Genomic DNA, 26,404 nt, shown 5'->3' on the forward strand with positions numbered 1-26,404 from the left:
CGTGCCCTTTTTGCAAAGCTGTCATCCTTCGTTCATGAGCAAGCGCGAGAACCCGATCTACAAGGTGGTCTTCCTCAACCAGGGCCAGGTGTACGAGATGTACGCCAAGCAGATCTACCAGAGCGATCTGTGGGGCTTCCTGGAGATCGAGGAGTTCGTCTTCGGCGAGCGCACCCAAGTGGTGGTCGACCCCAGCGAGGAGAAGCTCAAGGCGCAGTTCGACGGCGTCATCCGCAGCTTCGTGCCGCTGCATTCGATCATCCGTATCGACGAAGTGGAGCGCCTGGGCACCGCGAAGATCAGCGATGCCAAGATCACCGGCAACGTGATGCCGTTTCCCATGCCGATGCCGAGCAAGGACAGCTGATTCATCAGCGCATTTTGTCCTTCGTAGGAGTTCGCTCGCGAACTGCCCAACGCCGAAGTCAGCCCAATAGTCCTGTTCGCGAGCAAGCTCGCTCCTGCAGGGAGTGGCGTTTGGGTCAGGGCAGCGGCGAGAACGGCGAGTTGCCGGCGGTCTGCAGTTCGATCAGGTAATTGCGGAAGATCTGCCCGAGCACCTTGGTGGCGATGTCCAGTTCGTCCTTGTTCATCTGCTCGGCGACCAGGTCGGCGCTGTCCATGGCGTCTTCGGCGCCGTTGACCGCAGCCATCTTCAGCACGATGTAGGCCTGTACATTGTTGGCCTTCACGCCTTCGCCGCGGAAGAACATGGTGCCCAGGCGCAGTTGTGCGTCGGCGTGGCCCTGCAGCGAAGCCTTCTCGTACCAGTGCAGGGCGGCCTGGAAGTCGCGCGGGGCGCGTTCGCCGGTGTAGAAGAACTCCCCCAGCTCGAACTGTGCCTGTGCGTCGCCGGCATTGGCGGCCTGCTGGCAACTGGCCAGGGCCTGTTGCAGCTGTTCGGGCACGGTATTGAGGGTGCAGCGTCCGGTGGCTGGAATCAGCAGCGAGTTGCCGCCCGCCTGAGTGAACAGGGGCAGTGCAAGCAACAGGCAACCCAGCAGGGTGCGACCGGAACGGTACATGGGGAGAAACGGCCTCCAGAATCGGGGCGGGCAAAACCCGGCCAGCGAAATGCGCCAGCCTTCACATTATGAAATAAGCGGGCGCTTCCTTACAAAGTCTTTACCTTCTTTTCTGTTTTTTTACTGGAAATGCCAGCGGCGCCAGGGTTGGCGTAGCGCCGGCGTAACGCTGTGAAAGGCCCAGTCCAGAGCGGAAGGCGCCCGCCTGGGCGCCTTCGCGGGAGGCCTTACTTGAGGGCGGCGAAAGCGCGCTCGGCGGCGTCCAGGGTCAGCTTCAGCTCGGTTTCACCGTGGGCGATGGAGGTGAAGCCAGCCTCGAAGGCACTCGGAGCCAGGTACACGCCAGCGTCCAGCATCAGGTGGAAGAAGCGCTTGAAGCGTTCCGCGTCGCTGGTCATCACATCGTCGAAGGTGACGATGTCGTCGGCGCCGGTGAAGTACAGGCCGAACATCGCGGCACCCGCCTGGGTGGTCACGAAGGGGATGCCGGCAGCGTCGGCGCGCTCCTGCAGGCCCTGCAGCATGCGGGTGGTGTAGGTGGTCAGCTCGTCGTGGAAGCCGGGGCGGCTGATCAGGCGCAGGGTGGTCAGGCCGGCGGCCATGGCCAGCGGGTTGCCCGACAGGGTGCCGGCCTGGTAGACCGGGCCGAGCGGGGAGATCTGCTCCATGATCTCGCGCTTGCCGCCGAAGGCGCCCACCGGCATGCCGCCACCGATGATCTTGCCGAAGGTCGACAGGTCCGGGGTGATGCCGTAGTGCGCCTGGGCGCCGCCCAGGGCGACGCGGAAGCCGGTCATCACTTCGTCGAAGATCAGCACCACGCCGTGCTGGTCGCACAGGCGGCGCAGGCCTTCGAGGAAGCCGGGGGCCGGCGGCACGCAGTTCATGTTGCCGGCGACCGGCTCGACGATGATGCACGCCACTTCCTTGCCGACTTCGCCCAGGGTCTTCTCGACGGCGGCAATGTCGTTGAAGGGCAGGGTCAGGGTGTGCTTGGCGAAGGCCGCCGGTACGCCGGGGGAGTTCGGTACGCCGAAGGTCAGGGCGCCGGAGCCGGCTTTCACCAGCAGGCTGTCGGAGTGGCCGTGGTAGCAGCCTTCGAACTTGATGATGCTGTCGCGGCCGGTGTAGCCGCGGGCCAGGCGGATGGCGCTCATGGTGGCTTCGGTGCCGGAGCTGACCATGCGCACCATGTCCATGGACGGGACCAGCGAGCAGACCAGATCGGCCATTTCCACTTCCAGCGCGGTCGGTGCGCCGTAGGACAGGCCGTGGTCGAGTTGCTTGCGCACGGCGTCGAGCACGTCCGGGTGGCTGTGGCCGAGGATCATCGGGCCCCAGGAGCCGACGTAGTCGACGTAGCGCTTGTCATCCTCGTCCACCACGTAGGCGCCTTCCGCATGCTTGAAGAACAGCGGGGTGCCGCCGACGCTCTTGAACGCGCGCACCGGCGAGTTCACGCCACCGGGGATGTGTTTCTGGGCATTGGCGAAAAGCGTTTCGGAACGGGACATGGTGTACCTCGCGAAGCTGTGAAGGGCCGGGCGCTTGGGCGCTCAGCGGGTTTCGAAGAGTTGGCTGAAGGCGCGCGCGCGTTGTTCGACTTCGGCCGGGGAGTCGGCGGCGAACAGCGCGTGGATCACGGCGATCATGTCGGCGCCGCGGGCGATCAGCTCCGGCGCGTTGTCCAGGGTCACGCCGCCGATGGCCACCAGCGGCACGTTGAAGCGCGCCTTGGCCTGTTCCAGCAATTCGAGGCTGGCGGCGGACGCGCCCGGTTTGGTCTGGGACGTGAAGAAGCGACCGAAGGCGACGTAGCTGGCGCCTTCGGCAATGGCCTTCTCGGCCAGGTCGAGGCTGGCGTGGCAGGTGCCGCCGATGACGGCATTGCGGCCGAGCAGAGCGCGGGCCGCGGCCAGCGAGCCATCGGTCTGGCCCAGGTGCACGCTGACACCCAGGCGCGCGGCCAGCTCGGCGTCGTCATTGATCAGCAGCGTGGCGCCGTAGCGCGCGCAGAGATCGCGCAGCGCCTCGGCTTCACGCAGGCGGCGCGAGGCGTCATCGGACTTGTCGCGGTACTGCAGCAGCTTGGCGCCGCCCTTCAGGGCGGCTTCGACGTAGGGCAGCAGGCGGCCGCCGTCGAGCAGCTGGCTGTCGGTGATGGCGTAGAGTCCGCGCAGTTTCATCGGTGCCTCGATCTTCTTAGAGCCTGTTTACGATCTCGCGAGCTAGAGCAGAACAAGGCGAAATCGGTTGAGGGAGCAGAGTTTACACGCAGTAAATGAGCATCCCGAGACCGATTTCAACGCAGTTATGCCGACGCGCAGCAGATCGTAAACAGGTTCTTACGGTTGATCAGTGAATCAGTGGCAGTAGTCCAGCGGCAGGCGGCGCGGCACGTACTGGCCGTGGCCGGGTGCTTCCGCGTCACGCAGGGTGCGCCAGGTGTAGTCCAGGGCGCTGCGCACTGCGCTGACCAGTTCCTCGCCCAGGGCCAGGCGGCCGGCGAGGGTGCTCGCCAGGGTGCAGCCCGAGCCGTGGTAGCTGCCGGGCAGGCGCTGGCAGGTGAAGGTATGGCGCTGGCCGTCGCGGGTGTACAGGCGATTGTGCACTTCGGACTCGTCGCCGTGGCCGCCGGTGATCAGCAGGGTCTGGATATAAGGCAACAGCTTGTCGGCGCATTGGTCCGCGGTGCCTTCGGGCAGCTCGGCGAGAATGCGCGCTTCCGGCAGATTCGGCGTGGCGACTGCGGCAATCGGCAGCAGGCGCTCGCGCATGGCGTAGCCGACGTCGTCCTTGCCCAGCGAGCCGCCGCCGCCGGCGCGCAGCACCGGGTCGCAGACCAGCGGGATGCCGGGCAGCGATTGCATGATCTCGACGACGGTGTCGACCATCTGCACCGAGCCGAGCATGCCCAGCTTGACCGCCGCCACCGGCAGGTCGGCGATCACCGCGTTGGCCTGGGCCAGCACCCACTCGCGGTCGAGCACGCGGAAGTCGGAAACGTTGACGGTATCCTGAACGGTCAGCGCGGTGACGGTGGGCGCCGCATGGCAGCCTTGGGCGATCAGGGCTTCGATATCGGCCTGCAGACCGGCGCCGCCACTGGGGTCGTGGCCGCACAGGCAGAGCACTACGGGACGGGAGGCAGGTGTTTTCATGGCGCGGGAGCTTATCACCAAAATGCGCTGCTGAGCTGACCGAACGGTCCATTGCGCATCGCCCGGCCGCGCCCTGTCCGGATGGTCGAATGCCACGGGGCACAAGGCCTGTGCTAGAGTTCGCCGATTCCAACACAACGCCTCCACGGCGCGCCAAAGCGGGAGATGGGGATCTCCGGCGCGGCTGTCGGTGGCACTGCGGGGCACCATGCGGCACTGGCTGATCTTCCTGATCCTTCTCATCCTCTCGCCAGTGGCGAGCGCCATCAGCTTCGACGAGCACGTGGGGCAACTGCCGCTCGGGCGGGCGATGGATGTCTTCGAGGACGTGCGCGGCACCGCCGATATCGCCGAGATCAGCTCGCCGGCGCTGGCCGCCAGCTTCCGCCCCCATGAGCGCGACGTGCTCAATGCCGGCTATTCGCGCTCGGTGTTCTGGCTGCGCCTGGACCTGGACTACCAGCCGCAGGCCTCGCGCGACCCGGCCAACTGGCTGCTGGAGCTGGCTTACCCGCCGCTGGACAAGCTCGATCTCTACCTGCCCGATGGCAATGGCGGCTTCAAGCTCGCCCAGCGCACCGGCGATACCTTGCCGTTCGACAGCCGGCCGATCCGCCAGAACAACTACCTGTTCGATCTCAAGCTGGAGCCGGGCAAGCCGCTGCGCGCCTACCTGCGTCTGGAGAGCCAGGGCTCGATCCAGGCGCCGCTGACGCTGTGGTCGCCCAAGGCCTATCTGGAAGAGCAGCCGGGGCGCATCTATGTGCTGGGCATCATCTATGGCGTGCTGCTGGTGATGCTGATCTACAACCTGTTCATCTTCCTCAGCGTGCGCGACACCAGCTACCTCTATTACATCCTCTATATCGCCTCGTTCGGCTTCTATCAGATTTCGGTCAACGGCGCCGGCATCGAATACTTCTGGCCGAACAATCCCTGGTGGGCCAATGCTTCCACGCCGTTCCTGATCGGTTCGGCCGGGCTGTTCGGCTGTCAGTTCGCCCGCAGCTTCCTGCATACCCGCGAGCACAGCCTGTGGATCGACCGCATCCTGCGCGTCTTGATGGGCGTCGGCGCACTGGTGATGGTGCTGGCGCTCACCGTCAGCTACGCCATTGCCCTGCGCCTGGCCACCTACCTGGCGCTGGCGTTTACCGTGGTGATCTTCACCGCCGGCATCGTCGCCTGGTTGCGCGGCATGCGTGTGGCGCGTTACTTCATCTTCGCCTGGAGCGCCTTCCTGCTCGGCGGGGTGATCAACACGTTGATGGTGTTGGGCTTGCTGCCCAATGTATTCCTGACCATGTACGCCAGCCAGATCGGCTCGGCGCTGGAGGTCGGCCTGCTGTCCCTGGCGCTGGCCGACCGCATCAACGCCATGAAGGAAGAGCGCACGCGCATCCTCCAGGAAACCAGCCGCAAGCTGGAGCAGCTGAACCTGGAGCTGGCCAGCAGCAACCGCCTGAAGGACGAGTTCCTCGCCACCGTCACCCATGAATTGCGCACGCCCATGAGCGGGGTGATCGGTTCGCTGGAGCTGATGCAGACGGTGCCCATGGACATCGAGCTCACCCAGTACCACAAGACCGCCACCGGCTCGGCGCGCGACATGATGCGCATGGTCAATGACATCCTCGCGCTGATCGAGCTGCAGGCCGGCAAGCTCTACCCGCGCCGCGAGCCGTTCAGCCTGCGCGGCCTGTGCGACGGCCTGCGCGCGCAGTACGCGCCGCGCGCCGAGGAGCGCGGGCTGCGCTTCGTGCTGCAACTGGACGAGAGCCTGCCTGACACCCTCGAAGGCGACGCCGGCAAGCTGGCCCAGGCGCTGGGCTACCTGATCGACAACGCCATCAAGTTCACGCACCAGGGTGGGGTGAATCTGCGCGTAGCCGGTGTGCCGAACAGTGAAGGGCTGGCGCTGCGCATCGAGGTGCAGGACAGCGGAATTGGCTTCTCCACGCCGCCGGACGGCGTGCTGTACCAGCGCTTCTTCCAGATCGACGGCTCGCTCACCCGCGAGTACGGCGGCCTGGGGATTGGCCTGGCGCTGTGCCGCAAATTGGTGGCGCTGCTGGGCGGTGAGTTGGTGCATGAATCCGTGCCGGGGCAGGGCAGCCGCTTCAGCCTGGAGTTGCAGGTCGGCCAGCCGGTGCAGAGCATCGCGCCGCCGCCACGCCGTGCCGGCGGCCAGGTGCTGCGCAGCCCCGACCAGTGCACCGTGCTGGTGGTGGAAGACAACGCCATCAATCAACTGGTAATTCGCGGCATGCTGCTCAAGCTCGGTTATCGCGTGCGCACAGCCGACAATGGCGCCGAGGCCATCGAGCTCCTGCGTCGGGAGGCGATCGATACGGTGTTGCTGGATTGCCAGATGCCGGTGATGGACGGCTTCGCCACCTGCCGGGCGATTCGCACCCTGCCGCGTTGCGCCGATCTTCCCGTGCTGGCGATTACCGCCCACAGCCATAGCGGCGACCGCGAGCGCTGCCTGGCCGCTGGAATGAGCGACTACATGGCCAAGCCGGTGAAGTTCGAGGAGCTGCAGGCTTTGCTGCATGACTGGCTGCTGTGCCAGCCGGCGCTGCCCAGCCCGGCCTGAGGTTCGAGCCTGTGCGGGGGCGGGCTTCGTCTGCGAAAGCCTCGTGCCTTTGGGTTCGCTGCGAAGAGCGCGCCGGAGTGGGCTTGTAGGAGCGAGCTTGCTCGCGAACGGTCCGTGGAGCGATGACTCTTGCGCACAACCGAATGAAAAACGCCGCGATGCCTTTCGGTATCGCGGCGTTTCTGTTTCAGCGAGCTGTCAGGTTCAGACCTTGACGACCCAGCCTTCCGGACCTTCCACGTCACCCTTCTGGATGCCGGTCAGCTCTTCGTAGAGGCGACGGGTCACCGGGCCGACGTCTTCGCGGCTGAAGAACACGTGCAGGTTGTCCTTGTACTGGATGCCGCCGATCGGGGTAATCACCGCGGCGGTACCGCAGGCGCCGGCTTCCTTGAAGCGCGCCAGGTCGTCGATCTGCACGTCGCCTTCGACCACTTTCAGGCCCAGGCGCTGTTCGGCCAGTTGCATCAGCGACAGACGGGTGATGCCCGGCAGCACCGAGCTGGAGCGCGGGGTGACGAACTCGTTGTCGTGGGTGATGGCGAAGAAGTTGGCCGAGCCCACTTCCTCAATGCGGCTGTGGGTGGCCGGGTCGAGGTAGATGCAGTCGGCGAAGCCGTCTTTCTTGGCCTGGGCACCCGGCATCAGGCTGGCGGCGTAGTTGCCACCGACCTTGGCGGCGCCGGTGCCGTTGGGCGCGGCGCGGTCGTAGGTGGAGATCACGAAGTCATGGGGCTTCATGCCGCCCTTGAAGTAGGCGCCGACCGGGATGCAGAACACCGAGAAGATGAATTCCGGAGCCGGGCGCACGCCGATGTTGTCGCCCACGCCGATCACGAACGGGCGCAGGTACAGCGCGCCGCCGGAGCCGTACGGGGGAATGAAGCGCTCGTTGGCGCGGACCACCTGGCGGCAGGCGTCGATGAACTGCTGTTCAGAAACCTGCGGCATCAGTACGCGGGCGCAACTGCGGGCCATGCGTGCGGCGTTCTGGTCCGGGCGGAACAGGTTGATCGAGCCGTCCTTGCAGCGGTAGGCCTTCAGGCCTTCGAAGCACTGCTGGCCGTAATGCAGGGCCGAGGAGCCTTCGCTGATGTGCAGGGTGTTGTCTTCGGTCAGCTTGCCGTCGTCCCAGAGGCCATCGCGCCAGTGGGAGATGTAGCGGAAGTCGGTCTTGATGTAATCGAATCCGAGCGCGCCCCAGTCGATGTCTTTCTGTTCCATGGTTGCCTCATTCAATGGGATTGCCTGCGGCCATTCGTCTGCCAGGGCATGGCGGGCGAGCATCCGCATGGTGATTTCGGGACCCTGACGGCGGGCGCTGCCTGAATCACCAGGATTCCGCTACGCGGGGGGAGCGACGTCCCCCGCTTGATGGTACCGCCAGGACTCCACCAGGACTTGCCATGATACCGGCGATATTCGCGGCTGTGGGGGCCTGCCTGCGAATATCGCTGCCATCAGTCGCATCGGGAACCGAGCGACCCCGGCGCAGGGTCGCGGGCGGCAATGCCCTGCCCGAAGACGGATTTTGCTGATCGTCTGTTGGCTTCGGGTCATGCATCCAGCTGAAAAAAGACATTTATATGAATGTCATTTCACATGCTGAATGAATTTTCCGTCATTCCGACTGACAGGAATTCCCCTGGGGGAATAGCGAGCGGCTGATGAAGCGGGCTGTCTCGTGCAGGCTGGCGCCGATCTGCTCGAGCTTCTCGCGCTCATGCTGGGCGCTGATGCCGATGCCGGAAATGATGAAGCGTGGCTGGCGGTCGTGGTCGATGATCGCGCTGGCGACCATGCTGACGCCGCGGTAGAGGTGGTCCTGGTCGATGGCCCAGCCGCGCTCCAGGGTGGCGGCTGCATCGCTGCAGTATTCCTCGAAGCTTGGCGGGTTCTCCCAGCGCACACGGGTCAGGCGGCGGCGCAGTTCGTCGTCCGGCAGGTTGCGCAGGCCGGCGATGCAGCGGCCTGCAGCGCCGACCAGTTCCGGCAGGCGCGAGCCGACGGCGACGTTGACGTGCGCCACGGCTGGCGCGGAGACGGCGATCACGCGGATGTGGGCGTCGTCGGTGACCTGCCACAAAGTGATCAGGATGTTGTGGCTGGTGCTCAGGCGTTCCAGTTCCGGCTGGATAAGGTCGGCGTAGCTGCGGCCGATGAAGCTCACTGCCAGTTCCGATAGGCCCAGCCCCAGGCGGTAGGTCTTGGTGTCGTTGTCGAACGAGGTGAGTTGCTCGTTGGTCAGGGTGCGCAGGATGTTGAAGGTGGTGCTCGGGCTGACTCCCGTGGCGCGGGCGATGGCGGTCGCGCCCTCGGGGCCTTCGGCATTGGCCAGGTGGCGAAGGATCTGGATGGCGTTTACCACCGCGCCGACATCCTTGGCGCTGCTGGTGCGTTTGCTGCTGGCTTCTTCGACGGTCTTTTCAGTTGTCATATTCTGTATTCTGATTGACATTCAGTATTGTGAATGTATTCTGACCCTGCGACGCCTGCAACGGCTTCCTGGAAGCTGGCTTGGCATGGGCGGTAACGCACTTTGCAACAAAGGCAGAACAAGAACAAAGGAGAAACCTCAATGGTGGATTTCCCCGACCGCAGCATGCCAGGGCCCGAGGCGCAGTACCTCGCGTTTCTCGCCCAGGGCCGCTTCATGTTGCAGCGCAGCGCCTCCACCGGCCGGCATGTGTTCTACCCGCGCACCCAGGTGCCCGGCAGCGGCGAAACGGACCTGGAATGGGTCCCCGCCAGTGGCCTGGGCACTCTTTATGCCTTGACTGTCAACCGCGCCCGCAGCGGTGACTACAACGTCGCCCTGGTCGACCTGGATGAAGGCGTGCGCATGATGTCGCGCATCGAAGGCCATCTCAGCCTGCCCATCGGTACTCGCGTGAAAGCGCGCATCGCCCAGCAGGACAGCGGCCCTGTCGTCGTCTTCGAGCCCCTGGCGGAGGTGCGGCCATGAGCCAGGTCCTGCGCGGCAAGACCGCCATCGTCGGCATCGGCAGCGCCGGTATCGGCGAAGCCCATGGCTACAGCGCCATGGAGCTGCTCGGCCAGGCCTCGATGAAAGCCATCGCCGATGCAGGGCTTGCGCTCTCGGACATCGACGCGGTGTTCTCGGCCACCAGCTCCCACGCCTTCCCGACCCTCTCGGTCTGCGAATACCTGGGCATCAAGCCGAAGTTCGTCGATGGCACCAATGTCGGCGGCTCCAGCTTCGAGCTGCATCTTCTGCAGGCAACCCTGGCCCTGGAGGCCGGCCTGTGTGACGCGGCGCTGATCTGCTATGGCTCCAACCAGCGCACCGCCGGCGGCAAGCTGGTATCGATGAGCGAGCCGCAGTGGCACGAAACGCCCTACCAGCCGCGCCACCCGATCACCGCCTACGCGCTGGCTGCCAGCCGGCACATGCATCAATACGGCACCACCCGCGAGCACCTGGCCGAAGTGGCCGTGGCCGCACGGGGCTGGGCCAACCTCAATCCCGAGGCCTTCGCCCGTGGCCCGCTGAGCATCGATGAGGTGCTCGCTGCGCGGATGGTCAGCGACCCGCTGAGCAAGGCCGACTGCTGCCTGGTCACCGACGGCGGTGGCGCCTGTGTGATGGTGCGCGCCGACCGTGCGCGGGACCTGCCCAGGGCGCCGATCTACTTCCTCGGCGCGGCCGGCGCACAGTGGCACCGCTCCATCGTTGCCATGCCCGACCTCACCGTCACCGCCGCTTCCGAGAGTGGCCCGCGCGCCATGCAGATGGCCGGTGTGAAGCACGCGGACATCGACCTGGTGATGGTCTACGACGCCTTCACCATCAATACGATCCTGTTCCTCGAAGACCTCGGCTTCTGCCCGAAGGGCGAGGGCGGTCGCTTCGTCCAGGGCGGACGCATCGCTCCTGGCGGCGAGCTGGCGGTGAACACCAACGGCGGCGGGCTGTCCTGTGTGCATCCGGGCATGTACGGCATGTTCCTGATCATCGAGGCGGTTACGCAGTTGCGCCGACAGGCCGGTGAACGCCAGTTGAAGAAGGCCGATATCGCCCTGCTGCACGGCAACGGCGGCACCTTGTCCAGCCAGGTCACCGCGCTGCTCGGCACCCAGAACGTGCTCTGAAATCCGGGCAGGACGCCCTCCCGGTGGCCACCTGCGATAAGCGGGCGGCCCGCCGTGGACGCGTTCGCCCTCGCGCCGGGACGACCTAGTCCGGCACCCGTCATCTGTTCAGGTGGAACGTCATGTCAGTGAGTCACTTGCAACGCACAGGCTTCGCCAGCCTTACCCCGCTGATCCAGCCACGCTCGGTCGCCGTGGTCGGCGCTTCCAGCGACCCGCACCGCATCGGTGGCCGCCCCATCGCCTACATGCTGCGCAACGGCTTCACCGGCCGCATCCTGCCGGTCAACCCCAATCGCACCGAAATCCAGGGCCTGCCGGCCTACGCCAGTGTCGACGCACTGCCTGAGGCGCCGGACGTGGCGATCATCGCGGTGCCGGCGCCGCAGGTGCTGGAGACCGTCCAGGCACTGGGCCGCAAGGGCGCGCGCAGCGCCATCGTGTTCTCCTCCGGCTTCAGCGAAGTCGGCGAGGAAGGCGTGGCCATGCAGGACGCCATCGTCGAGGCCGCCCGCGCGGCGAACATGCGCCTGCTGGGGCCGAACGCCCTGGGCGTGTTCAACGCCAACCTGGGCTACTACGCCTTCTTCTCCACCAGCCTGGAGCGCGGCATCCCGCTGGCCGGGCGCGTCGGCATCGCCACCCAGTCCGGCGCCTACGGCGCACACCTGCTGGGTCTGTCGCGGCAGCGCGGGCTGGGTACGCCGATCTGCGTCGCCACCGGCAACGAAGCCGACGTCACCCTGGGCGACGCCATCGGCTGGCTGGTGGAATCGCCGGAGGTCGACGTGGTGATGGCCTACGCCGAATCCATCCGCAATGTCGACAGCTTCCTCGCCGCCCTCGAAGCGGCCCATCGCGCCGGCAAGCCGGTGATCCTGCACAAGGTCGGGCGCAGCGAGCTGGGTGGCCGCGCGGCCATGTCACACACCGCCTCCCTGGCTGGCGACGACAAGGTGCTCGATGCGGTGCTGGCCGACTACGCCGTGGTCCGCGCGCGCACCACCGAAGAGCTGGTGGACATTGCCTACCTCGCCACCCAGCGCATCTACCCGGTGAACAACAGCCTGGGGATGATCACCGTCAGCGGTGGCGCCGGGATCATCGTCAGCGACGCTGCCGAGGACGTTGGGCTGCCCATGCCGCCGATGCCGGAAGAGGCTCAGGCGCGACTGAAACAGCGCCTGCACTATGCCTCGCCGCTGAACCCGGTGGACTGCACGGCCCAGGCGCTCAACGACCTGAGCCTGGTGCACGACTTCACCGAGTCCATGGTGGTGGACGGCGGCTATCGTTCGCTGATCGCCTTCTTCACCCAGGCCGGCACCGCCGCCTCCATCGGCCCGCGCCTGGCCGAGCAATTCGCGCGGATCAAGATCGATCACCCGGATCGCCTTTTCGTGGTCTCGGTGATGGGCGAGGGCGAGGAGCTGGCGCCTTACCAGAAGGCCGGCTTCGCCCTGTTCGAGGACCCGACCCGCGCCGTGCGCGCCATCCAGGCCATGGGCCAGTTGGGCGAAGCGTTCGCCCGGCCGCTGCGCAGCATTCCTGTGCCCGGTGGCGTCGAGCTGCCGGCCAGCACGCCCGGTGAGGCCGAAGCCAAGCAATTGCTGGCGCGCGCCGGCATCGAATCGGCGCCCGAACGTGTGCTGAAAAGCGCTGCGGAAGCCGCCGCGTTTGCCGAACAGATCGGCTTCCCGGTGGTGCTGAAAATCGCCTCGGCGGACATCCTGCACAAGTCGGAAATCGGCGGCGTGCTGCTCAACGTCGGCAGCGCCCAGGCCGTACGCGAAGGGTATGCATTGCTGCTCGAACGCGCCGCCGAGCATGCGCCGCACGCCCGCCTCGATGGCGTGCTGGTGGCGCGCCAGCTGCAGGGCGGCGTCGAGTGCTTCATGGGCATCCAGCGCGACCCGCAGTTCGGTCCGGTGGCGGTGTTCGGCCTCGGCGGCATCTTCGTCGAGGTGCTCAAGGACGTGGTGTTCCGCCGCTGCCCGTTCGGCGTCGGCGAAGCCGAGCAGATGATCCGCAGCATCAAGGGCGCGCCGCTGCTGCTGGGCGCCCGTGGTCGCCCGGTGACCGATATCAAGGCCCTGTCGCGCGTTCTCTCGCAGCTCTCGCAATTCGCTGCAGAGGCCGGCCCGCGCTTGCGTTCGGTGGACCTCAACCCGGTCTTCGCCATGCCCGAAGGGCAGGGTGCCTGGGCCGCCGACGCGGTGCTGGAAGTGCAGGAGGTGGCCCATGGCGCTGAATCCTGAGCACCTGCTGAATTACCCGATCCCGGAAGTACGCCAGCGTTTCAGCCGCCACGACAGCGCCTTCTATGCGCTGTCGGTCGGCCTCGGCGCGGACCCGATGGACGAGCACCAGCTGACCTTCGTCGACGCCAATCGCGAGCTGCAAGCGCTGCCCTGCATGGCGGTGGTGCTCGGTCACCCCGGCTTCTGGCTGGGCAACCCGGACACCGGCGTCGATGCCCTGCGCCTGGTCCACGGCGAGCAGAGCATCGAATGGCTCAAGCCGCTGCCGGTGGAAGGCGAAGTGATCGGCCGCACCCGCGTCACCGGGCTGGTCGACAAGGGCGCCGGCAAGGGCGCGCTGCTCTATAGCGAGAAGGTCGTCAGCGATGCGCAGAGCGGCGAGGTGCTGGCGATTGCCCGCGGCACCACCTTCCTGCGTGGCGACGGCGGCTTCGGCGGCGCCAGCCAGTCGCTGAGCCAGCCGCACCGCCTGCCCGAGCAGGCGCCGGACCTGGTCATCGACCTGCCGACTCGCCCCGAGCAGGCGCTGCACTACCGCCTGAACGGCGACGACAACCCGATCCACGCCAGCCCCGCGGCGGCGGCGCGCGGTGGTTTCCCCAGGCCGATCCTGCACGGCCTGTGCACCCTGGGGGTGGCCTTCCACGCGCTGCTGCGCGGCTTGGCCGACTACCGCGCGGAACGCTTCGCCCACCTGCAGGTGCGCTTCTCCGCACCGGTTTTCCCCGGCGAAACCCTGCGTACCGAAATCTGGAATGACGGCTCCTTCCGCACCCGCGTCGTCGAGCGCGACGTGGTGGTGCTGGACAACGGCCGCGTGCGCCTGACCCCGGAGAAGGGAGAACACGCCGGGCGGGCATAGCGCGACGACGACCTCAACCAACCTGCGAGAACAACAACAATGAACGCACCCGACAGCTTGGCCCAGGGCACCGCGATACCGCGGCGGACCCTGGTGATCGCCTTCCTCTTCTGCTTCCTGGGTCTGCTCGCCGATGGCGCGGACCTGATGTTCCTCGCCTACAGCCTGAACAGCCTGAAGGCCGAGTTCGGCCTCTCCAACTTCGAGGCCGGTTCGCTGGGCAGCATCACCCTGGCCGGCATGGCCATCGGCGGTATCTACGGCGGCTGGGCGTGCGACCGCTTTGGCCGGGTGCGGGTGGTGACGTGGACCATCCTGGTGTTCTCCGTGGGCACCGCGCTGCTCGGGCTGGCGCACAACTTCTGGGCCTTTGCGCTGATCCGCTTCGTCTCCTCGCTGGGCCTGGGCTCGCTGTTCGTCGCCTGCAACATCCTGATGTCCGAGTTCGTCACCGCGAAGTACCGCACCACCATCCTGGCGACCATGCAGGCTGGTTGGACGGTCGGCTACCTGGTGGCGACGGTGCTCGCGGGGCAGATCATCCCCGACTACGGCTGGCGCGCGCTATTCTTCACCGCGATCGGCGCGGCGCTGATCTGCCTGGCGCTGCGGCCCTGGGTGCCGGAGTCGCCGTCCTGGCTGGCAGCCCGCGCGCAACGGCTGCAGCAGGCCGCCAGCAATCGCCAGCAGAGCGCGCCCAGCGGCGGCATGCGCCAGCTGCTGGTCGATCCGTCCACCCGGCGCATGTTCCTGCTGTGGAGCCTCACCTCGTGCTTCCTGCTGTTCGGCTACTACGGCACCAACAACTGGATGCCCTCGTACCTGGAAAGCGAGCTGGGCATGAACTTCAAGTCCATGACCGGCTACATGGTCGGCACCTACACCGCGATGATCCTCGGCAAGGTGCTCGCCGGGATCGCCTCGGACCGCTTCGGCCGCCGCGCCACCTTCGCCGCCGGCGCCATCGGCACCGCGATCTTCATGCCGGTGATCGTGTTCTGGCACACCCCGGACAACATCGTCTGGATCCTCGCGCTGTTCGGCTTCATCTACGGCGTACCGGTGGGCGTGCTGGCCACCTACATGACCGAGAGCTTCTCCACCCAGGTACGCGGCGCCGCCGTCGGCACCTCCTACAACCTCGGCCGTATCGGCGCGGCGGTGGCCCCGGCGGCCATCGGCCTGCTGGCCTCCCATGTGTCCATCGGCGCGGGCTTCCTGGTGATGGGCATCACCTACGTGATCACCGGCCTGATCCCGGCGCTGCTGATCCCCAACCGCCTGTATGACCCGAATCGCGAAGGGCGCACGGCGCAGCCCGGTACACCCGCACGTGCGCCTGCGCCTGCGCACAGCGCTACCCGCCCGCTGGGCCAACCCGTTACGGAGGAAAGCCTGCGATGACCGATCTCACCCGCGCCGCCCATGCGCCCGGGCCGGACATGTTCCCCCGTGATCGATACACCTTCCAGGAGTTCCTCGGCCTGGAGCGCTGGGTCGATGGCGAAGTGGTGCGGGTACGCCTGCGCCACCGCCCGGAGCTGATGAACTACATCGACAGCTTCCACGGCGGCGTGCTGATGAGCGTGCTCGACGCTGCCATGGCCGGCGCGATCCGCGCGCAGATGCCGGGTTGCTCGATGGTCACCATCGACATGGCCACTCACTTCATGGGCAGCACCCGCGGCGAGATCAACGCCGTCGGCCGGGTGCTCAAGCGCACCCGCACGCTGTGCTTCTGCGCGGCGGAAATCTTCGATGAAGCCGGCGAGCTGATCGCCAGCGCCACCGGCAGTTTCAAGTACCGGCCCGCGACGGCCGGAGCTGTTCAACCGACACGGGAATGATGAAATGACCGACCACACCGCGATGGCCGAGGAGCGCGAAGAGCGCCTGCGGCTGATCCGTGACAGCGCCGCCTCCCTGGTCCCGCGCGGCGGCGACCTGGGCCGGGTGCGCCGTCTGCGCTTCCAGCAGGCGGGCGTCGACCGCGACGCCTGGGGCGAAGTCTGCGCCATGGGCTGGCCGGGCCTGCGCCTGGCGGAAGAGCTGGGCGGCAGCGGGCTGGGCATGGCCGAGTACGCGGCGCTGCTGGAAGAGCTGGGTCGTGGCCTGCTGCCCGAGCCGCTGATCGAGGCGAGCCTGGTCGCTCCGCTACTGCCGGCAGACGAGCGCGACGCACTGCTGGCCGGCGAGCGGCTGATCCTCCCGGCCGGCATCGGTTATGAAGCAGATGCGGCATTGCCGGTGCTGCGCGACGGCCAGTTGCGCGGCGAGATTGCCCACGTAGCGCTCGGTGCTGCGGCCGATGCCTGGTTGGTCGCCTGCAACGCCGGCCTTGCTCTGGTGCAGCGCAACGCCGAAGGGCTCAGCCTGCATCAGGAGCCGACCCAGGACGGCGGCCACCTGGCGCGCCTGCGCTTCGACGGCACGCCGGCGCAACTCGTCGAGTCCGCGCCCGCCGCCCTCGATGAAGCGGCGCTGGCCTGCTCGGCCTATCTGGTCGGGCTGATGGATGCCGCCTTCGAACAGACTCGCGACTACCTCGGCGTGCGCCGCCAGTTCGGCCGCGAGATCGGCAGCTTCCAGTCGCTGCAGCACCGCATGGTCGACCTGAAGCTGCAGATCGAGCTGGCCCGCGCCATCGTCGGCGAAGCGGCCAGCGCCCTGGATGACGGTGCGCCGACTGCCCTGGTACAGCGCCTGGTGTCCACCGCCAAGGTGCGTGCCGCCGAAGCGGCCATGCTGGTCACCCGCCAGGCGATTCAGCTGCACGGCGGCATCGGCTACACCGACGAGGCCGACATCGGCCTGTTCCTGCGCCGCGCCATGGTGCTGCTCAACAGCCAGGGCTCGCTGGCCTTCCATCGGGCGCGCTACATCGCCCTGCTGCATGCGGAGGTGGCGTGATGAGCGAGATGCTGCTGCAGGAAACTCACGGTTCGGTGCGCCTGCTGCGTTTCAACAATCCGGCGCGGCGCAATGCGCTGTCCCCCGCATTGCGCGCCGAGTTGCTCGACGCACTGCGTGAAGCGGACGCCGATCCCTCCGTGCGCAGCGTGGTGCTCACCGGTTCGGCGGAAGTCTTCAGCGCTGGCGGCGACCTCAGCGACATGCACGTCACCGACCTCAACGCCGGCCGCATGCGCATGCAGAAGAACGCCGACCTGATCCGCCAGATGCTGCGCATGGGCAAGCCGATCATCGCCGCCGTCGAAGGCTGGGCGGTGGGCGCCGGGCTTTCGGTGGCGCTGGCCTGCGACAGCCTGGTTTGCGGCGGCACGGCGCGCTTCGCGGCGGGCTTCGGCAAGGTCGGACTGATCGCCGATCTTGGCCAGTTGCACACCTTGCCTGCGCGCATCGGCAACGGTCGGGCGCGGCAAGTGCTGATGTTCGGCCAGGTGATCGAGGCCGAGGAAGCATTGCGCATCGGCCTGGTGGACCAGCTCTGTGCACCGGGTGCCGCGCTGGATGCGGCGCTGGCACTGGCCGCGAAGGTCGAGCAGCAGGCGCCGCTGGCGCTGTCGCTGACCAAGGCGCTGCTGGCCGATGGCCTGGAGCTGCTGCTCGAACGCGAAGGCGATTTCCAGAGCCAGCTGTTCCTCAGTGCCGACCACGCCGAAGGCAAAGCGGCCTTCCTCGAAAAACGTTCCCCGGATTTCCGGGGCCAGTAATCAGGAGAACCGTGACATGACCGATTACAACGCTCTCGACGATGGCGAATTCCGTCGGCTGGTGCGCGAGTGGGTCGCCGCCAACTACCCGCAACGCATCCGCAACCCGGCCCACCGCCTGGGTCGCGACGACACCTGGGAGTGGTACCAGGCACTGTCGCAGCAGGGCTGGCTGTGCCCCGGCTGGCCGGTGCAACACGGCGGCATGGGCCTGTCCGCCGGCAAGCAGTTGATCATGATCGAGGAGATGGAAAACTACGGCTGCGCGCGACTGCCCGACAGCGGCATCACCATGCTCGGCCCGCTGCTGATCCGCTACGGCACCGACGCCCAGCGCGAGCGCTTCCTGCCGCGCATCTTGAGCGGCGAGGACATCTGGTGCCAGGGCTACAGCGAGCCCAATGCCGGCTCCGACCTCGCCAGCCTGCGTACCGAAGCGGTGCTGCACGACGGCGAGTGGGTGATCAACGGCCAGAAGACCTGGACCACCATGGGCACCGAGGCCAACTGGATCTTCGTGCTGGCGCGCACCGAGCGCAGTGCCAAGGCGCAGCAGGGCATCAGCTTCCTGCTGGTGCCGATGGACACCCCCGGCGTCGAGGTACGGCCGATCCTCAACCTCGAACTGCAGGGCGAGTTCTGCGAGGTGTTCTTCAACGACGTGCGCGTGCCGGAGGAAAACCTCGTCGGCGCGGTCAACCACGGCTGGGGCATGGCCAAGGCGCTGCTCGGCTTCGAGCGCATCTTCCTCGGCTCGCCCAAGCAGGCCACCTTCGCCCTCGAGCGCCTGGTGCGCCTGGCCCGTCACCAGGGCCTGTGGGACGACCCGGTGTTCGCCCAGCGCTTCGCCGCGCTGAGCATGGACCTGGACTGCCACAAGGCGCTCTACGAGCGCTTCGCCGAACGCCTGCGGCGCGGCGAGGAACTGGGCCCGGATGTTTCCCTGCTGAAGATCCACCAGTCCGAGCTGTACCAGCGCATCAGCGAGCTGGGACTGGAGATCGCCGGCGCGGATTCGGCGCTGCTCAACCCCTTCAGCGACGACCCCGAACTGCACCCGGCGGGCATCTTCATCCAGTCGCGGCCCACCACCATCTACGGCGGCACCAACGAGATCCAGCGCAACATCCTGGCCAAGGCCGTGCTCGGCCTGCCGAGCTGATCGTGCGCACAACGAACCTCAAACACGAATTGAAGTAAGGAACGAGCAATGACCCAACGACTCAACGAAGGCAAGGTAGCGATCGTCACCGGCGCCGGTGGCGGCATTGGCCGCGAGATCGCCCTGGCCCTGGCCGACAGCGGTGCGCGGGTACTGATCAACGATATCGGCGTGTCCCTGCAGGGCGAGGGCGGCTCGGCTTCCCCGGCCGAGGAAACCCTCGGGCTGATCCGCCAGCGCGGCGGCGACGGCGCCATCAATACCGACAGCGTGTCGGACTGGGACAGCGCGCGGCGCATCGTCGCCAGCGCCATCGATGCCTTCGGCCGCGTCGACATCGTGGTCAACAATGCCGGCATCCTGCGCGACACCATCTTCCACAAGATGAGCGCCGAGGACTGGCTGTCGGTGATCAACGTGCACCTCAACGGCAGCTTCTTCGTCAGCCGCGCCGCTGCTGAGCACTTCCGCGCGCAGAACAGCGGCGCCTTCGTGCACATGACCAGCACCTCGGGGCTGATCGGCAACTTCGGCCAGGCCAACTATTCGGCGGCCAAGCTGGGCATCGTCGCCCTGAGCAAGTCCATCGCCCTCGACATGCAGCGCTACAACGTGCGCTCCAACTGCATCGCGCCCTTCGCCTGGAGCCGCATGACCGACTCCATTCCGGCCGAGACCCCGGAGCAGAAAGCGCGGGTGGAAAACCTGCAGCGCATGACCCCGGACAAGAACGCGCCGCTGGCCGTGTACCTCGCCTCCGATGCCGCCAGCGCGGTCAACGGCCAGGTGTTCGCCGCACGCAACCACGAGATCTTCCTGATGAGCCAGAGCCGCCCGCTGCGCAGCGTGCACAGCGACAACGGCTGGACCCCCCAGAGCATCGCCGAGCACGGCATGCCGGCGCTGCGCGGGAGCTTCATGGACCTGGCGCGCAGCCCGGACGTGTTCTCCTGGGACCCGATCTGACCCTTCGGAGGACAGGCGCATGTTCAAGACCCGATTCACCGAAGCCTTCGGCGTCGAACACCCGATCATGCAGGGCGGCATGCAGTGGGTGGGGCGCGCCGAGATGGCGGCGGCGGTGGCCAACGCCGGTGGCCTGGCGACGCTCTCGGCGCTGACCCAGCCGACGCCGCAGGCGCTGGCCGACGAGATCGCGCGCTGCCGCGAGCTCACCGGCAAGCCGTTCGGCGTCAACCTGACGCTGTTGCCGACACAGAAACCGATCCCCTACGCCGAGTACCGCGCGGTGATCATCGAGAGTGGCATTCGCGTCGTCGAAACCGCCGGGAACAATCCCGGCGAGCACATCGCTGAGTTCCGCCAGCATGGCATCAAGGTGATCCACAAATGCACGGCGGTGCGCCATGCGCTCAAGGCCGAGCAACTGGGGGTCGACGCGGTGTCCATCGACGGCTTCGAATGCGCCGGCCATCCGGGCGAGGATGACATTCCCGGCCTGGTATTGCTGCCGGCGGCGGCCAACCGGCTGCGTGTGCCGATCATCGCTTCCGGTGGTTTCGCCGACGGGCGCGGGCTGGTGGCGGCGCTGGCGCTGGGGGCCGATGCGATCAACATGGGCACGCGCTTCCTCAGCACCCGCGAATGCCCGATCCACCCGCAGGTCAAGGCGGCCATCCGCGCCGCCGACGAGCGCTCCACGGACGTGATCATGCGTTCGCTGCGCAACAGCGCGCGGGTCGCGCGCAACGCCATCAGCCAGGAAGTGCTGGCCATCGAGGCGCGCGGCAACGCCACCTATGCCGACATCGCCACGCTGGTCAGCGGCCTGCGCGGGCGCACGGTCTACGAACAGGGCGACACCGACCTGGGTATCTGGTCGGCGGGCATGGTCCAGGGCCTGATCGATGACGAACCGAGCTGCGAGGAACTGCTGCGCGGCATCGTCGAGCAGGCGCGCGAGCTGATCCGCGAGCGACTGGAGGGTTTGCTTATCCAGTGATTTTCCATGTGGCGGCGTGGGAGCAAGCGTTTCTTCTGGAGGCTATGCGCGGAGGCTCCCTCTCCCTAACCCTCTCCCTGAAGGGAGAGGGGACTGTCCGGTGCAGGATCACACCACTGCATCAGCCGGCACGGTCAGCTCCCTCTCCCTTCAGGGAGAGGGCGGGGGAGAGGGGCTCGTACTGACTTCCAGACAGCAGCGGCGCCGCCTTCACCTCACCTGACGAAGAGACAACAACAATGAAAAATCTTCCCGTACGGGCGCTCGTTTCGAGCATCGCCTGCCTGCCCCTGTTCGCCCACGCGGACTTCATCGCGGACAGCAAGGCCAGCCTGGAGCTGCGCAATTTCTACTTCAACCGCGACTACCGTCAGAGCGGCGCCGCACAGTCGAAATCCGAGGAGTGGGCACAGGGTTTCCTGCTGCGCTTCGAGTCGGGCTACACCGAGGGCACGGTCGGCGTGGGTGTTGATGCGCTCGGCCTGCTGGGCATCAAACTGGACTCCAGCCCCGACCGCACCGGGTCAGGCCTGCTGCCGTACTCGGCCAGCGACAAGCGCGCCGCCGACGACTACAGCGACCTGGGCGTGACTGCCAAGCTGCGCGCCTCGAAAAGCACCCTGAAGGTCGGCACGCTGCTGCCGAAAATGCCGGTGGTGCAGTACAACGACACGCGCCTGCACCCGCAGACCTTCCAGGGCGGCCTCGCGGAGATTAACGAGATTGACGGACTCACCGCGCAACTGGGCCAACTGCGCCAGGTGAAGCAGCGTGACTCGACCAACGACGAAGACCTGTCGATGACCCGTGGCAACAAGCGCAACATCGTGCTCGGCAGCCATACCAGCAGCGACCGCTTCAACCTCGCCGGCGGCACCTACCGCTGGACCGATAACCTCAGCACCAGCTACCACTACGGCGGCCTGGAGAACTTCTACCGCCAGCACTACCTGAGCGTGGTGCACACCCTGCCGATCGCCGAGGGCCAGTCGCTCAAGTCCGACATCCGCTGGGCGCGTTCCACCGACGACGGCGGCAGCAACGTCGACAACCGTGCGCTCAACGCACTGTTCACCTACCGCATCGGTGGCAGCGGTTTCGGTGTGGGCTACCAGCGCATGTCCGGCGATACCGGCTTCGCCTACCTGTCCGGCACCGACCCGTACCTGACCAATTTCGTGCAGATCGGCGATTTCGCCAACAAGGACGAACGCTCCTGGCAGGCGCGCTACGACTACGACTTCGCCGGCCTCGGCCTGCCCGGCCTGACCTTCATGACGCGCTACCTGCAGGGCGACCACATCGACCTGCTCAACGGCTCGGGGCGCGGCAAGGAGTGGGAGCGCGACACCGACATTGGCTACGTGGTGCAGAACGGCCCGTTCAAAAACCTTGGTGTCAAGGTGCGCAACGGCGCCTTCCGCAGCGATTTCGGCAACGACATCGACGAAACGCGGGTCATCGTCAGCTACCAGATGCCGCTCTGGTAATAGTCGTTACGGGCGGTGGCGGTTTGGCCAGAATCGCCCTTCCCGTGGCGGGAATGTCCCTTTCAGCCAAAGTCTGAACCATGATTCACTGCTTTCAATGCAATGAATCAGGGTTCAGACCATGGCATACCGGCAAACCGAGGCACGGCTGCAAAAGGACGGCGAACAGCGCCAGCGCATCCTCGAGTTGGCGCTGGCGCGGGTTGCCGACGGCGGCTTCGCCGCGCTGACCATGCAGAGCCTGGCGGATGACGCCGGCATCGCTACCGGCAGCCTCTATCGGCATTTCAGCGGCAAGGGCGAACTGGCCGCCGAAGTCTTCGCCCGCGCCAGCCAGCGCGAGGTCGATGCCTTGGGCGTGCTGTTGAAGGATTCGGGCAGCGCCGCCGAGCGCCTGAGCCGCGGCCTCCACCAATTCGCCGCGCGTGCCTGGGGCAGTCGTCAGCTGGCCTTTGCACTGATCGCCGAACCGGTCGACCCGGAGGTCGACGAGCAGCGCCTGGTCTACCGCGACGCCTACGCTGCCCTGTTCATCACCCTGCTGGAGCAGGGTATCGCCACCGGCGAATTCCAGCCCCAGCCGGTGCAGCTCACTGCCGCCTGCCTGGTCGGCGCCATCGCCGAGGCGTTGATCGGTCCGCTCTCGCCACCCGCCCGCGCCGCGCGGGATGCCGGTGAATCCAAGGTTTCCCTGGAGGACGTCAGCGACGCCCTCGTGAACTTCTGCCTGCGCGCCGTCGGTGCGTTCCCTGCTGCTTTGCCAAAACCTGCCAGGCCCACGCCTGTGATGGAGGACCAGCCATGATCCCGCACCAGTACGCCGAAACCCACGAAGTGACCAACCAGGTGCCGCCGCTGGATGGCGCCAACCTCTATCGCGTCGACGTACCGCTGCAGGAGTGGGTGCGTCGCTACGGCGGTGGCTTCGCCGAGCAGAAACTCGACGCCTATGGTGCGTTGGCCGGTGGTCCGCTGATGGCGGCGGGCTTCCTGGCCAACGAGAACAAGCCGGTGTTCAAGTCCCATGACCGCTACGGCCATCGCGTCGACCTGGTCGAGTTCCACCCGGCCTACCACGAGCTGATGCGCGCCTCCATCGAGGCCGGCATCCCGTCCATGCCCTGGACCGACCCGCGTGCCGGCGCCCAGGTTGCCCGCGCCGGCCTCAGTTACCTGCACAGCCAGGCCGAAGCCGGCACCGGCTGCCCGCTGACCATGACCTTCGCCAGCGTGCCGGCCATCCGCCTGCAGCCGGACATCGCCGAGAAGTGGCTGCCGAAGATCCTTTCCACCGAATACGACCCGCGCAACCTGCCCATCGAGCAGAAGACCGGCGCCACCATCGGCATGGCCATGACCGAGAAGCAGGGCGGTACCGACGTGCGCGCCAATACCACCCGCGCCTACCCGGTGGGCATTCCCGGCCCGGGGCAGGCCTACGAGCTGGTCGGCCACAAGTGGTTCTGCTCGGCGCCGATGTGCGACGCCTTCCTCACCCTGGCCTACACCGAAAAGGGCCTGACCTGCTTCCTGCTGCCGCGCCACCGCCCGGACGGCAGCCGCAACGAGTTCTACATCCAGCGCCTGAAGAACAAGCTGGGCAACTGGTCCAACGCCTCCAGCGAAGTGGAATACCGCGGCGCGCTGGCCTGGATGGTCGGCGAGGAAGGCCGCGGCGTGCCGACCATCATCGAGATGGTCGCCATGACCCGCTTCGACTGCATGATCGGTTCCAGCTCGCTGATGCGCCAGGCGCTGACCCAGGCCGCGCACCACTGCGCCTACCGCCAGGTCGGCGGCCGCGTGCTGGCCGAGCAACCGCTGATGCAGAACGTGCTGGCCGACCTCGCCCTGGAAAGCGAAGCCGCGCTGGCGCTGACCCTGCGCATGGGCCGTGCCCTGGACCACCTGCACGACGAACAGGAAGACAAGTTCGCCCGCCTGGTCACCGCCGTGGGCAAGTACTGGATCTGCAAGCGCGCCCCCGCGATGATCAACGAGGCCGCCGAATGCCTGGGCGGTGCCGGCTACGTCGAGGACACCATCCTCCCGCGCCTGTACCGCGAAGCACCGGTCAACTCCACCTGGGAAGGCTCGGGCAACGTGCAGTGCCTGGACGTCCTGCGCGCCCTGTCCAAGGAGCCCGGCGTGCTCGACGCGCTGTTCGCCGAGCTGGGAGACGGCCATGGTGATGCGCGCCTGGCCTCGTTCATCGGCAACCTCAAGGCGTCCTTCGCCGATACCCAGGACATCCAGTACCGCGCCCGCCAGCTCACCGAGAACGTCGCCGTCGCCCTGCAGGCCAAGCTGCTGCTGGAAGCGGGTAACTCGGTGGTCTCCGACGCCTTCATCGCCAGCCGCCTGGACGACGGCGGCCGCGTCTACGGCACCCTGCCGCGCGGCGTGGATGTGGAAGCGCTGGTGGCGCGGGCGACACCGCACCTGGCGTGATGCAACGTTGCCAGTTGCCCTCCATGGGCAACTGGCCTGGTCCTGTCACTGATCGTCTCTGTTGAATCTGTCATCCCTTTCCGCAACGGAAGCAGGCAAGATGGAGCTGATCGTTCAGACAGGATGCCCACCATGAGTCTTACGACTGGCGACGAGTTCTTCGTCGCGCAGACCGCCGAAGAGGCCGTCGATCAACTGGCTGTGCTTCATGAGCGCGCCACCGGCGCCCTGAACCAGGCGCTCAAGCGTTACCTGAAGGACCGCGAAGTCCCCGACGCGCAGCAGCGCGAACAATTCCGCTACCCGCTGCTGCGGGTGACCTACCTGTGCCAGGGCGAAGTGCCATCCACCACCCGCGCCTACGCCAAGGTCCAGGTGCCCGGGACCTACGCGGTGACCATCACCCAGCCCAAGGCCTTCCGCAAATACCTGCTCGAGCAACTGCGTCCGCTGATGGAAGACTTCACCGTACGGGTGGAAGTCGGTGTCAGCCAGCAGAACATCCCTTACCCCTACGTGGTGGAAGGCGGCGATGAACTGGGTGGTTCGGGCGTGACCGCCGCCGAGTTGGCGCGGGTGTTCCCCAGCACCGACCTGTCGGCCACTTCCGATGGCGTGGCGGACGGCCTGTACGAATGGGAGAACGCCGACCCGATGCCGCTGGCGCTGTTCGACGCGGCGCGCACTGACTTTTCCCTGCGCCGCATGGTGCATTACACCGGCAGCGACTGGCGCCATGTGCAGCCGTGGATCCTGCTGACCAACTACCACCGCTACGTCGACCAGTTCATCCACCTGGGCCTGGAGCGCCTGCGCGACGATCCGCGCTTCGTGCGCATGGTCCTGCCGGGCAATGTGGTCATCGAGCGCGGTACCGACGAAGGTGAGGCCAACGCCATCGTCGCCAGTGTCGAATGGCACCGCTTCCAGATGCCGGCCTATCACCTGATCGCCGAGGATGGCGACGGCGTGACGCTGGTGAATATCGGCGTCGGCCCGTCCAACGCGAAGAACATCACCGATCACCTCGCCGTGCTGCGCCCGCACTGCTGGCTGATGGTCGGCCACTGCGGCGGCCTGCGACAGTCGCAGACCATCGGCGACTATGTGCTGGCCCACGCCTACATGCGCCGCGACGGCATTCTCGACCGTGTGCTGCCGCCGCACATCCCGATCCCGGCGCTGGCCGAGGTGCAACTGGCGTTGCAGGAAGCCGCCGCGGTGGTGACCGGAGAGCGCGGCGACCAGCTCAAGCGCCGCCTGCGTACCGGCACCGTGCTCACCTACGACGACCGCAACTGGGAGCTGCACTGGGCCCAGGAGCGCCCGCTGATCAACCTGGCGCGGGCGATTGCGGTGGACATGGAGAGCGGCACCATCGCCGCCCAGGGCTACCGCCTCCGGGTTCCCTACGGCACGCTGCTGTGCGTCTCGGACAAGCCGCTGCACAGCGAGATCAAGCTGCCCGGCGCCGCCACGGCGTTCTACCAGCGCGCGGTGAGCCAGCACCTGTCCATCGGCATCGCCGCCGTCGATCTGCTGCGCACCCAGCTCAACTCGCTGCACTCGCGCAAGCTGCGCAGCTTCGACGAGCCGCCGTTCCGCTGATCTGCGACAGGGCACGGGGCGACCAGCAGGGTGAT

23 protein-coding genes are annotated in these 26,404 nt (G+C 66.9%); 17 read left to right on the forward strand and 6 right to left on the reverse strand.

Features of this window, described 5'->3' with window-relative positions:
• The first annotated feature begins 34 nt into the window (after nt 1–34).
• Nucleotides 35–367, forward strand: coding sequence for a DUF1820 family protein (locus GJV37_RS13995; protein ID WP_054906781.1), 333 nt, complete (start codon nt 35–37; stop codon nt 365–367).
• Between the two features lie 115 nt (nt 368–482).
• Here the strand turns inward: GJV37_RS13995 and GJV37_RS14000 are convergent, their stop codons facing one another.
• The 4 genes from GJV37_RS14000 to GJV37_RS14015 all read right to left on the reverse strand — a co-directional run bounded on the left by GJV37_RS14000 (nt 483) and on the right by GJV37_RS14015 (nt 4,186).
• On the reverse strand, nt 483–1,025 hold the full coding sequence (locus tag GJV37_RS14000) for a tetratricopeptide repeat protein (protein ID WP_017521798.1): 543 nt from the start codon (nt 1,023–1,025) through the stop codon (nt 483–485).
• A 227-nt stretch (nt 1,026–1,252) separates the two neighbouring features.
• On the reverse strand, nt 1,253–2,539 hold the full coding sequence (hemL, locus tag GJV37_RS14005; protein ID WP_024763970.1) for a glutamate-1-semialdehyde 2,1-aminomutase: 1,287 nt from the start codon (nt 2,537–2,539) through the stop codon (nt 1,253–1,255).
• Nucleotides 2,540–2,581: 42 nt separating this feature from the next.
• A complete protein-coding gene (thiE, locus tag GJV37_RS14010; RefSeq protein WP_024763969.1) occupies nt 2,582–3,211 on the reverse strand; it encodes a thiamine phosphate synthase in 630 nt (209 codons plus the stop codon).
• A gap of 177 nt (nt 3,212–3,388) precedes the next feature.
• A complete protein-coding gene (locus tag GJV37_RS14015; RefSeq protein WP_193452656.1) occupies nt 3,389–4,186 on the reverse strand; it encodes a hydroxymethylpyrimidine/phosphomethylpyrimidine kinase in 798 nt (265 codons plus the stop codon).
• Nucleotides 4,187–4,394: 208 nt separating this feature from the next.
• On the opposite strand from GJV37_RS14015, the gene GJV37_RS14020 reads away from it, so the two are divergent.
• On the forward strand, nt 4,395–6,785 hold the full coding sequence (locus GJV37_RS14020; RefSeq protein ID WP_084358338.1) for a hybrid sensor histidine kinase/response regulator: 2,391 nt from the start codon (nt 4,395–4,397) through the stop codon (nt 6,783–6,785).
• 204 nt (nt 6,786–6,989) lie between these two features.
• Here GJV37_RS14020 and GJV37_RS14025 read toward each other — a convergent pair whose 3' ends face one another.
• Nucleotides 6,990–8,009: a branched-chain amino acid aminotransferase gene (locus tag GJV37_RS14025; protein WP_054906784.1), complete on the reverse strand. Its 1,020-nt coding sequence runs from the start codon at nt 8,007–8,009 to the stop codon at nt 6,990–6,992.
• A gap of 397 nt (nt 8,010–8,406) precedes the next feature.
• Nucleotides 8,407–9,222: an IclR family transcriptional regulator gene (locus GJV37_RS14030; RefSeq protein ID WP_193452657.1), complete on the reverse strand. Its 816-nt coding sequence runs from the start codon at nt 9,220–9,222 to the stop codon at nt 8,407–8,409.
• 141 nt (nt 9,223–9,363) lie between these two features.
• Here GJV37_RS14030 and GJV37_RS14035 point away from each other — a divergent pair, with 141 nt between their 5' ends.
• The 15 genes from GJV37_RS14035 (at nt 9,364) to amn (ending at nt 26,369) form a co-directional block, all read left to right on the forward strand.
• Nucleotides 9,364–9,750 carry a Zn-ribbon domain-containing OB-fold protein gene (locus GJV37_RS14035; protein WP_193452658.1) on the forward strand — a complete coding sequence of 129 codons (387 nt, stop codon included), beginning with the start codon at nt 9,364–9,366 and terminating at the stop codon, nt 9,748–9,750.
• Entirely contained in the window at nt 9,747–10,898 is a 1,152-nt protein-coding gene (locus GJV37_RS14040; protein WP_024763964.1) for a thiolase, read from the forward strand. Before GJV37_RS14035 ends, GJV37_RS14040 begins: the two co-directional genes overlap by 4 nt.
• A gap of 122 nt (nt 10,899–11,020) precedes the next feature.
• Nucleotides 11,021–13,156, forward strand: a complete 2,136-nt coding sequence (locus GJV37_RS14045) for an acetate--CoA ligase family protein (RefSeq protein WP_193452659.1) — start codon at nt 11,021–11,023, stop codon at nt 13,154–13,156.
• Nucleotides 13,140–14,021: a MaoC/PaaZ C-terminal domain-containing protein gene (locus GJV37_RS14050; RefSeq protein ID WP_193452660.1), complete on the forward strand. Its 882-nt coding sequence runs from the start codon at nt 13,140–13,142 to the stop codon at nt 14,019–14,021. Before GJV37_RS14045 ends, GJV37_RS14050 begins: the two co-directional genes overlap by 17 nt.
• A gap of 39 nt (nt 14,022–14,060) precedes the next feature.
• A complete protein-coding gene (locus GJV37_RS14055; protein WP_193452661.1) occupies nt 14,061–15,425 on the forward strand; it encodes an MFS transporter in 1,365 nt (454 codons plus the stop codon).
• Between the two features lie 38 nt (nt 15,426–15,463).
• Nucleotides 15,464–15,868 (forward strand): PaaI family thioesterase, encoded by a 405-nt coding sequence (locus GJV37_RS14060; protein WP_169888767.1) that lies wholly within the window; start codon nt 15,464–15,466, stop codon nt 15,866–15,868.
• Nucleotides 15,869–15,872: 4 nt separating this feature from the next.
• Nucleotides 15,873–16,931, forward strand: a complete 1,059-nt coding sequence (locus tag GJV37_RS14065) for an acyl-CoA dehydrogenase family protein (protein WP_193452662.1) — start codon at nt 15,873–15,875, stop codon at nt 16,929–16,931.
• An 8-nt stretch (nt 16,932–16,939) separates the two neighbouring features.
• Nucleotides 16,940–17,695, forward strand: a complete 756-nt coding sequence (locus tag GJV37_RS14070) for an enoyl-CoA hydratase/isomerase family protein (RefSeq protein ID WP_164488292.1) — start codon at nt 16,940–16,942, stop codon at nt 17,693–17,695.
• A 16-nt stretch (nt 17,696–17,711) separates the two neighbouring features.
• Entirely contained in the window at nt 17,712–18,857 is a 1,146-nt protein-coding gene (locus GJV37_RS14075; RefSeq protein WP_193452663.1) for an acyl-CoA dehydrogenase family protein, read from the forward strand.
• A gap of 48 nt (nt 18,858–18,905) precedes the next feature.
• A complete protein-coding gene (locus GJV37_RS14080) occupies nt 18,906–19,823 on the forward strand; it encodes an SDR family NAD(P)-dependent oxidoreductase (RefSeq protein WP_024763956.1) in 918 nt (305 codons plus the stop codon).
• A 19-nt stretch (nt 19,824–19,842) separates the two neighbouring features.
• Nucleotides 19,843–20,820: an NADH:ubiquinone reductase gene (locus tag GJV37_RS14085; RefSeq protein ID WP_169888524.1), complete on the forward strand. Its 978-nt coding sequence runs from the start codon at nt 19,843–19,845 to the stop codon at nt 20,818–20,820.
• A gap of 239 nt (nt 20,821–21,059) precedes the next feature.
• Complete coding sequence (locus tag GJV37_RS14090) at nt 21,060–22,310, forward strand: OprD family porin (RefSeq protein WP_193452664.1); 1,251 nt, start codon at nt 21,060–21,062, stop codon at nt 22,308–22,310.
• 121 nt (nt 22,311–22,431) lie between these two features.
• Nucleotides 22,432–23,115, forward strand: coding sequence for a TetR/AcrR family transcriptional regulator (locus tag GJV37_RS14095; RefSeq protein ID WP_193452665.1), 684 nt, complete (start codon nt 22,432–22,434; stop codon nt 23,113–23,115).
• Nucleotides 23,112–24,761: an acyl-CoA dehydrogenase family protein gene (locus GJV37_RS14100; RefSeq protein ID WP_193452666.1), complete on the forward strand. Its 1,650-nt coding sequence runs from the start codon at nt 23,112–23,114 to the stop codon at nt 24,759–24,761. The genes GJV37_RS14095 and GJV37_RS14100 overlap by 4 nt, the downstream gene beginning before the upstream one ends.
• Nucleotides 24,762–24,884: 123 nt before the next feature.
• Entirely contained in the window at nt 24,885–26,369 is a 1,485-nt protein-coding gene (gene amn, locus GJV37_RS14105; protein WP_376784772.1) for an AMP nucleosidase, read from the forward strand.
• Nucleotides 26,370–26,404 lie beyond the last annotated feature (35 nt).

Source organism: Pseudomonas nitroreducens, assembly GCF_010994165.1.
Taxonomy (GTDB): domain Bacteria; phylum Pseudomonadota; class Gammaproteobacteria; order Pseudomonadales; family Pseudomonadaceae; genus Pseudomonas; species Pseudomonas nitroreducens.

What these genes read in the sequence shown, in the direction of transcription:
- GJV37_RS13995 (WP_054906781.1), top strand. Translation starts at nt 35, where the DNA reads ATGAGCAAGCGCGAGAACCCGATCTACAAGGTGGTCTTCCTCAACCAG.
- GJV37_RS14000 (WP_017521798.1), bottom strand. Translation starts at nt 1,025, where the DNA reads ATGTACCGTTCCGGTCGCACCCTGCTGGGTTGCCTGTTGCTTGCACTG.
- hemL (WP_024763970.1), bottom strand. Translation starts at nt 2,539, where the DNA reads ATGTCCCGTTCCGAAACGCTTTTCGCCAATGCCCAGAAACACATCCCC.
- thiE (WP_024763969.1), bottom strand. Translation starts at nt 3,211, where the DNA reads ATGAAACTGCGCGGACTCTACGCCATCACCGACAGCCAGCTGCTCGAC.
- GJV37_RS14015 (WP_193452656.1), bottom strand. Translation starts at nt 4,186, where the DNA reads ATGAAAACACCTGCCTCCCGTCCCGTAGTGCTCTGCCTGTGCGGCCAC.
- GJV37_RS14020 (WP_084358338.1), top strand. Translation starts at nt 4,395, where the DNA reads ATGCGGCACTGGCTGATCTTCCTGATCCTTCTCATCCTCTCGCCAGTG.
- GJV37_RS14025 (WP_054906784.1), bottom strand. Translation starts at nt 8,009, where the DNA reads ATGGAACAGAAAGACATCGACTGGGGCGCGCTCGGATTCGATTACATC.
- GJV37_RS14030 (WP_193452657.1), bottom strand. Translation starts at nt 9,222, where the DNA reads ATGACAACTGAAAAGACCGTCGAAGAAGCCAGCAGCAAACGCACCAGC.
- GJV37_RS14035 (WP_193452658.1), top strand. Translation starts at nt 9,364, where the DNA reads ATGGTGGATTTCCCCGACCGCAGCATGCCAGGGCCCGAGGCGCAGTAC.
- GJV37_RS14040 (WP_024763964.1), top strand. Translation starts at nt 9,747, where the DNA reads ATGAGCCAGGTCCTGCGCGGCAAGACCGCCATCGTCGGCATCGGCAGC.
- GJV37_RS14045 (WP_193452659.1), top strand. Translation starts at nt 11,021, where the DNA reads ATGTCAGTGAGTCACTTGCAACGCACAGGCTTCGCCAGCCTTACCCCG.
- GJV37_RS14050 (WP_193452660.1), top strand. Translation starts at nt 13,140, where the DNA reads ATGGCGCTGAATCCTGAGCACCTGCTGAATTACCCGATCCCGGAAGTA.
- GJV37_RS14055 (WP_193452661.1), top strand. Translation starts at nt 14,061, where the DNA reads ATGAACGCACCCGACAGCTTGGCCCAGGGCACCGCGATACCGCGGCGG.
- GJV37_RS14060 (WP_169888767.1), top strand. Translation starts at nt 15,464, where the DNA reads ATGTTCCCCCGTGATCGATACACCTTCCAGGAGTTCCTCGGCCTGGAG.
- GJV37_RS14065 (WP_193452662.1), top strand. Translation starts at nt 15,873, where the DNA reads ATGACCGACCACACCGCGATGGCCGAGGAGCGCGAAGAGCGCCTGCGG.
- GJV37_RS14070 (WP_164488292.1), top strand. Translation starts at nt 16,940, where the DNA reads ATGCTGCTGCAGGAAACTCACGGTTCGGTGCGCCTGCTGCGTTTCAAC.
- GJV37_RS14075 (WP_193452663.1), top strand. Translation starts at nt 17,712, where the DNA reads ATGACCGATTACAACGCTCTCGACGATGGCGAATTCCGTCGGCTGGTG.
- GJV37_RS14080 (WP_024763956.1), top strand. Translation starts at nt 18,906, where the DNA reads ATGACCCAACGACTCAACGAAGGCAAGGTAGCGATCGTCACCGGCGCC.
- GJV37_RS14085 (WP_169888524.1), top strand. Translation starts at nt 19,843, where the DNA reads ATGTTCAAGACCCGATTCACCGAAGCCTTCGGCGTCGAACACCCGATC.
- GJV37_RS14090 (WP_193452664.1), top strand. Translation starts at nt 21,060, where the DNA reads ATGAAAAATCTTCCCGTACGGGCGCTCGTTTCGAGCATCGCCTGCCTG.
- GJV37_RS14095 (WP_193452665.1), top strand. Translation starts at nt 22,432, where the DNA reads ATGGCATACCGGCAAACCGAGGCACGGCTGCAAAAGGACGGCGAACAG.
- GJV37_RS14100 (WP_193452666.1), top strand. Translation starts at nt 23,112, where the DNA reads ATGATCCCGCACCAGTACGCCGAAACCCACGAAGTGACCAACCAGGTG.
- amn (WP_376784772.1), top strand. Translation starts at nt 24,885, where the DNA reads ATGCCCACCATGAGTCTTACGACTGGCGACGAGTTCTTCGTCGCGCAG.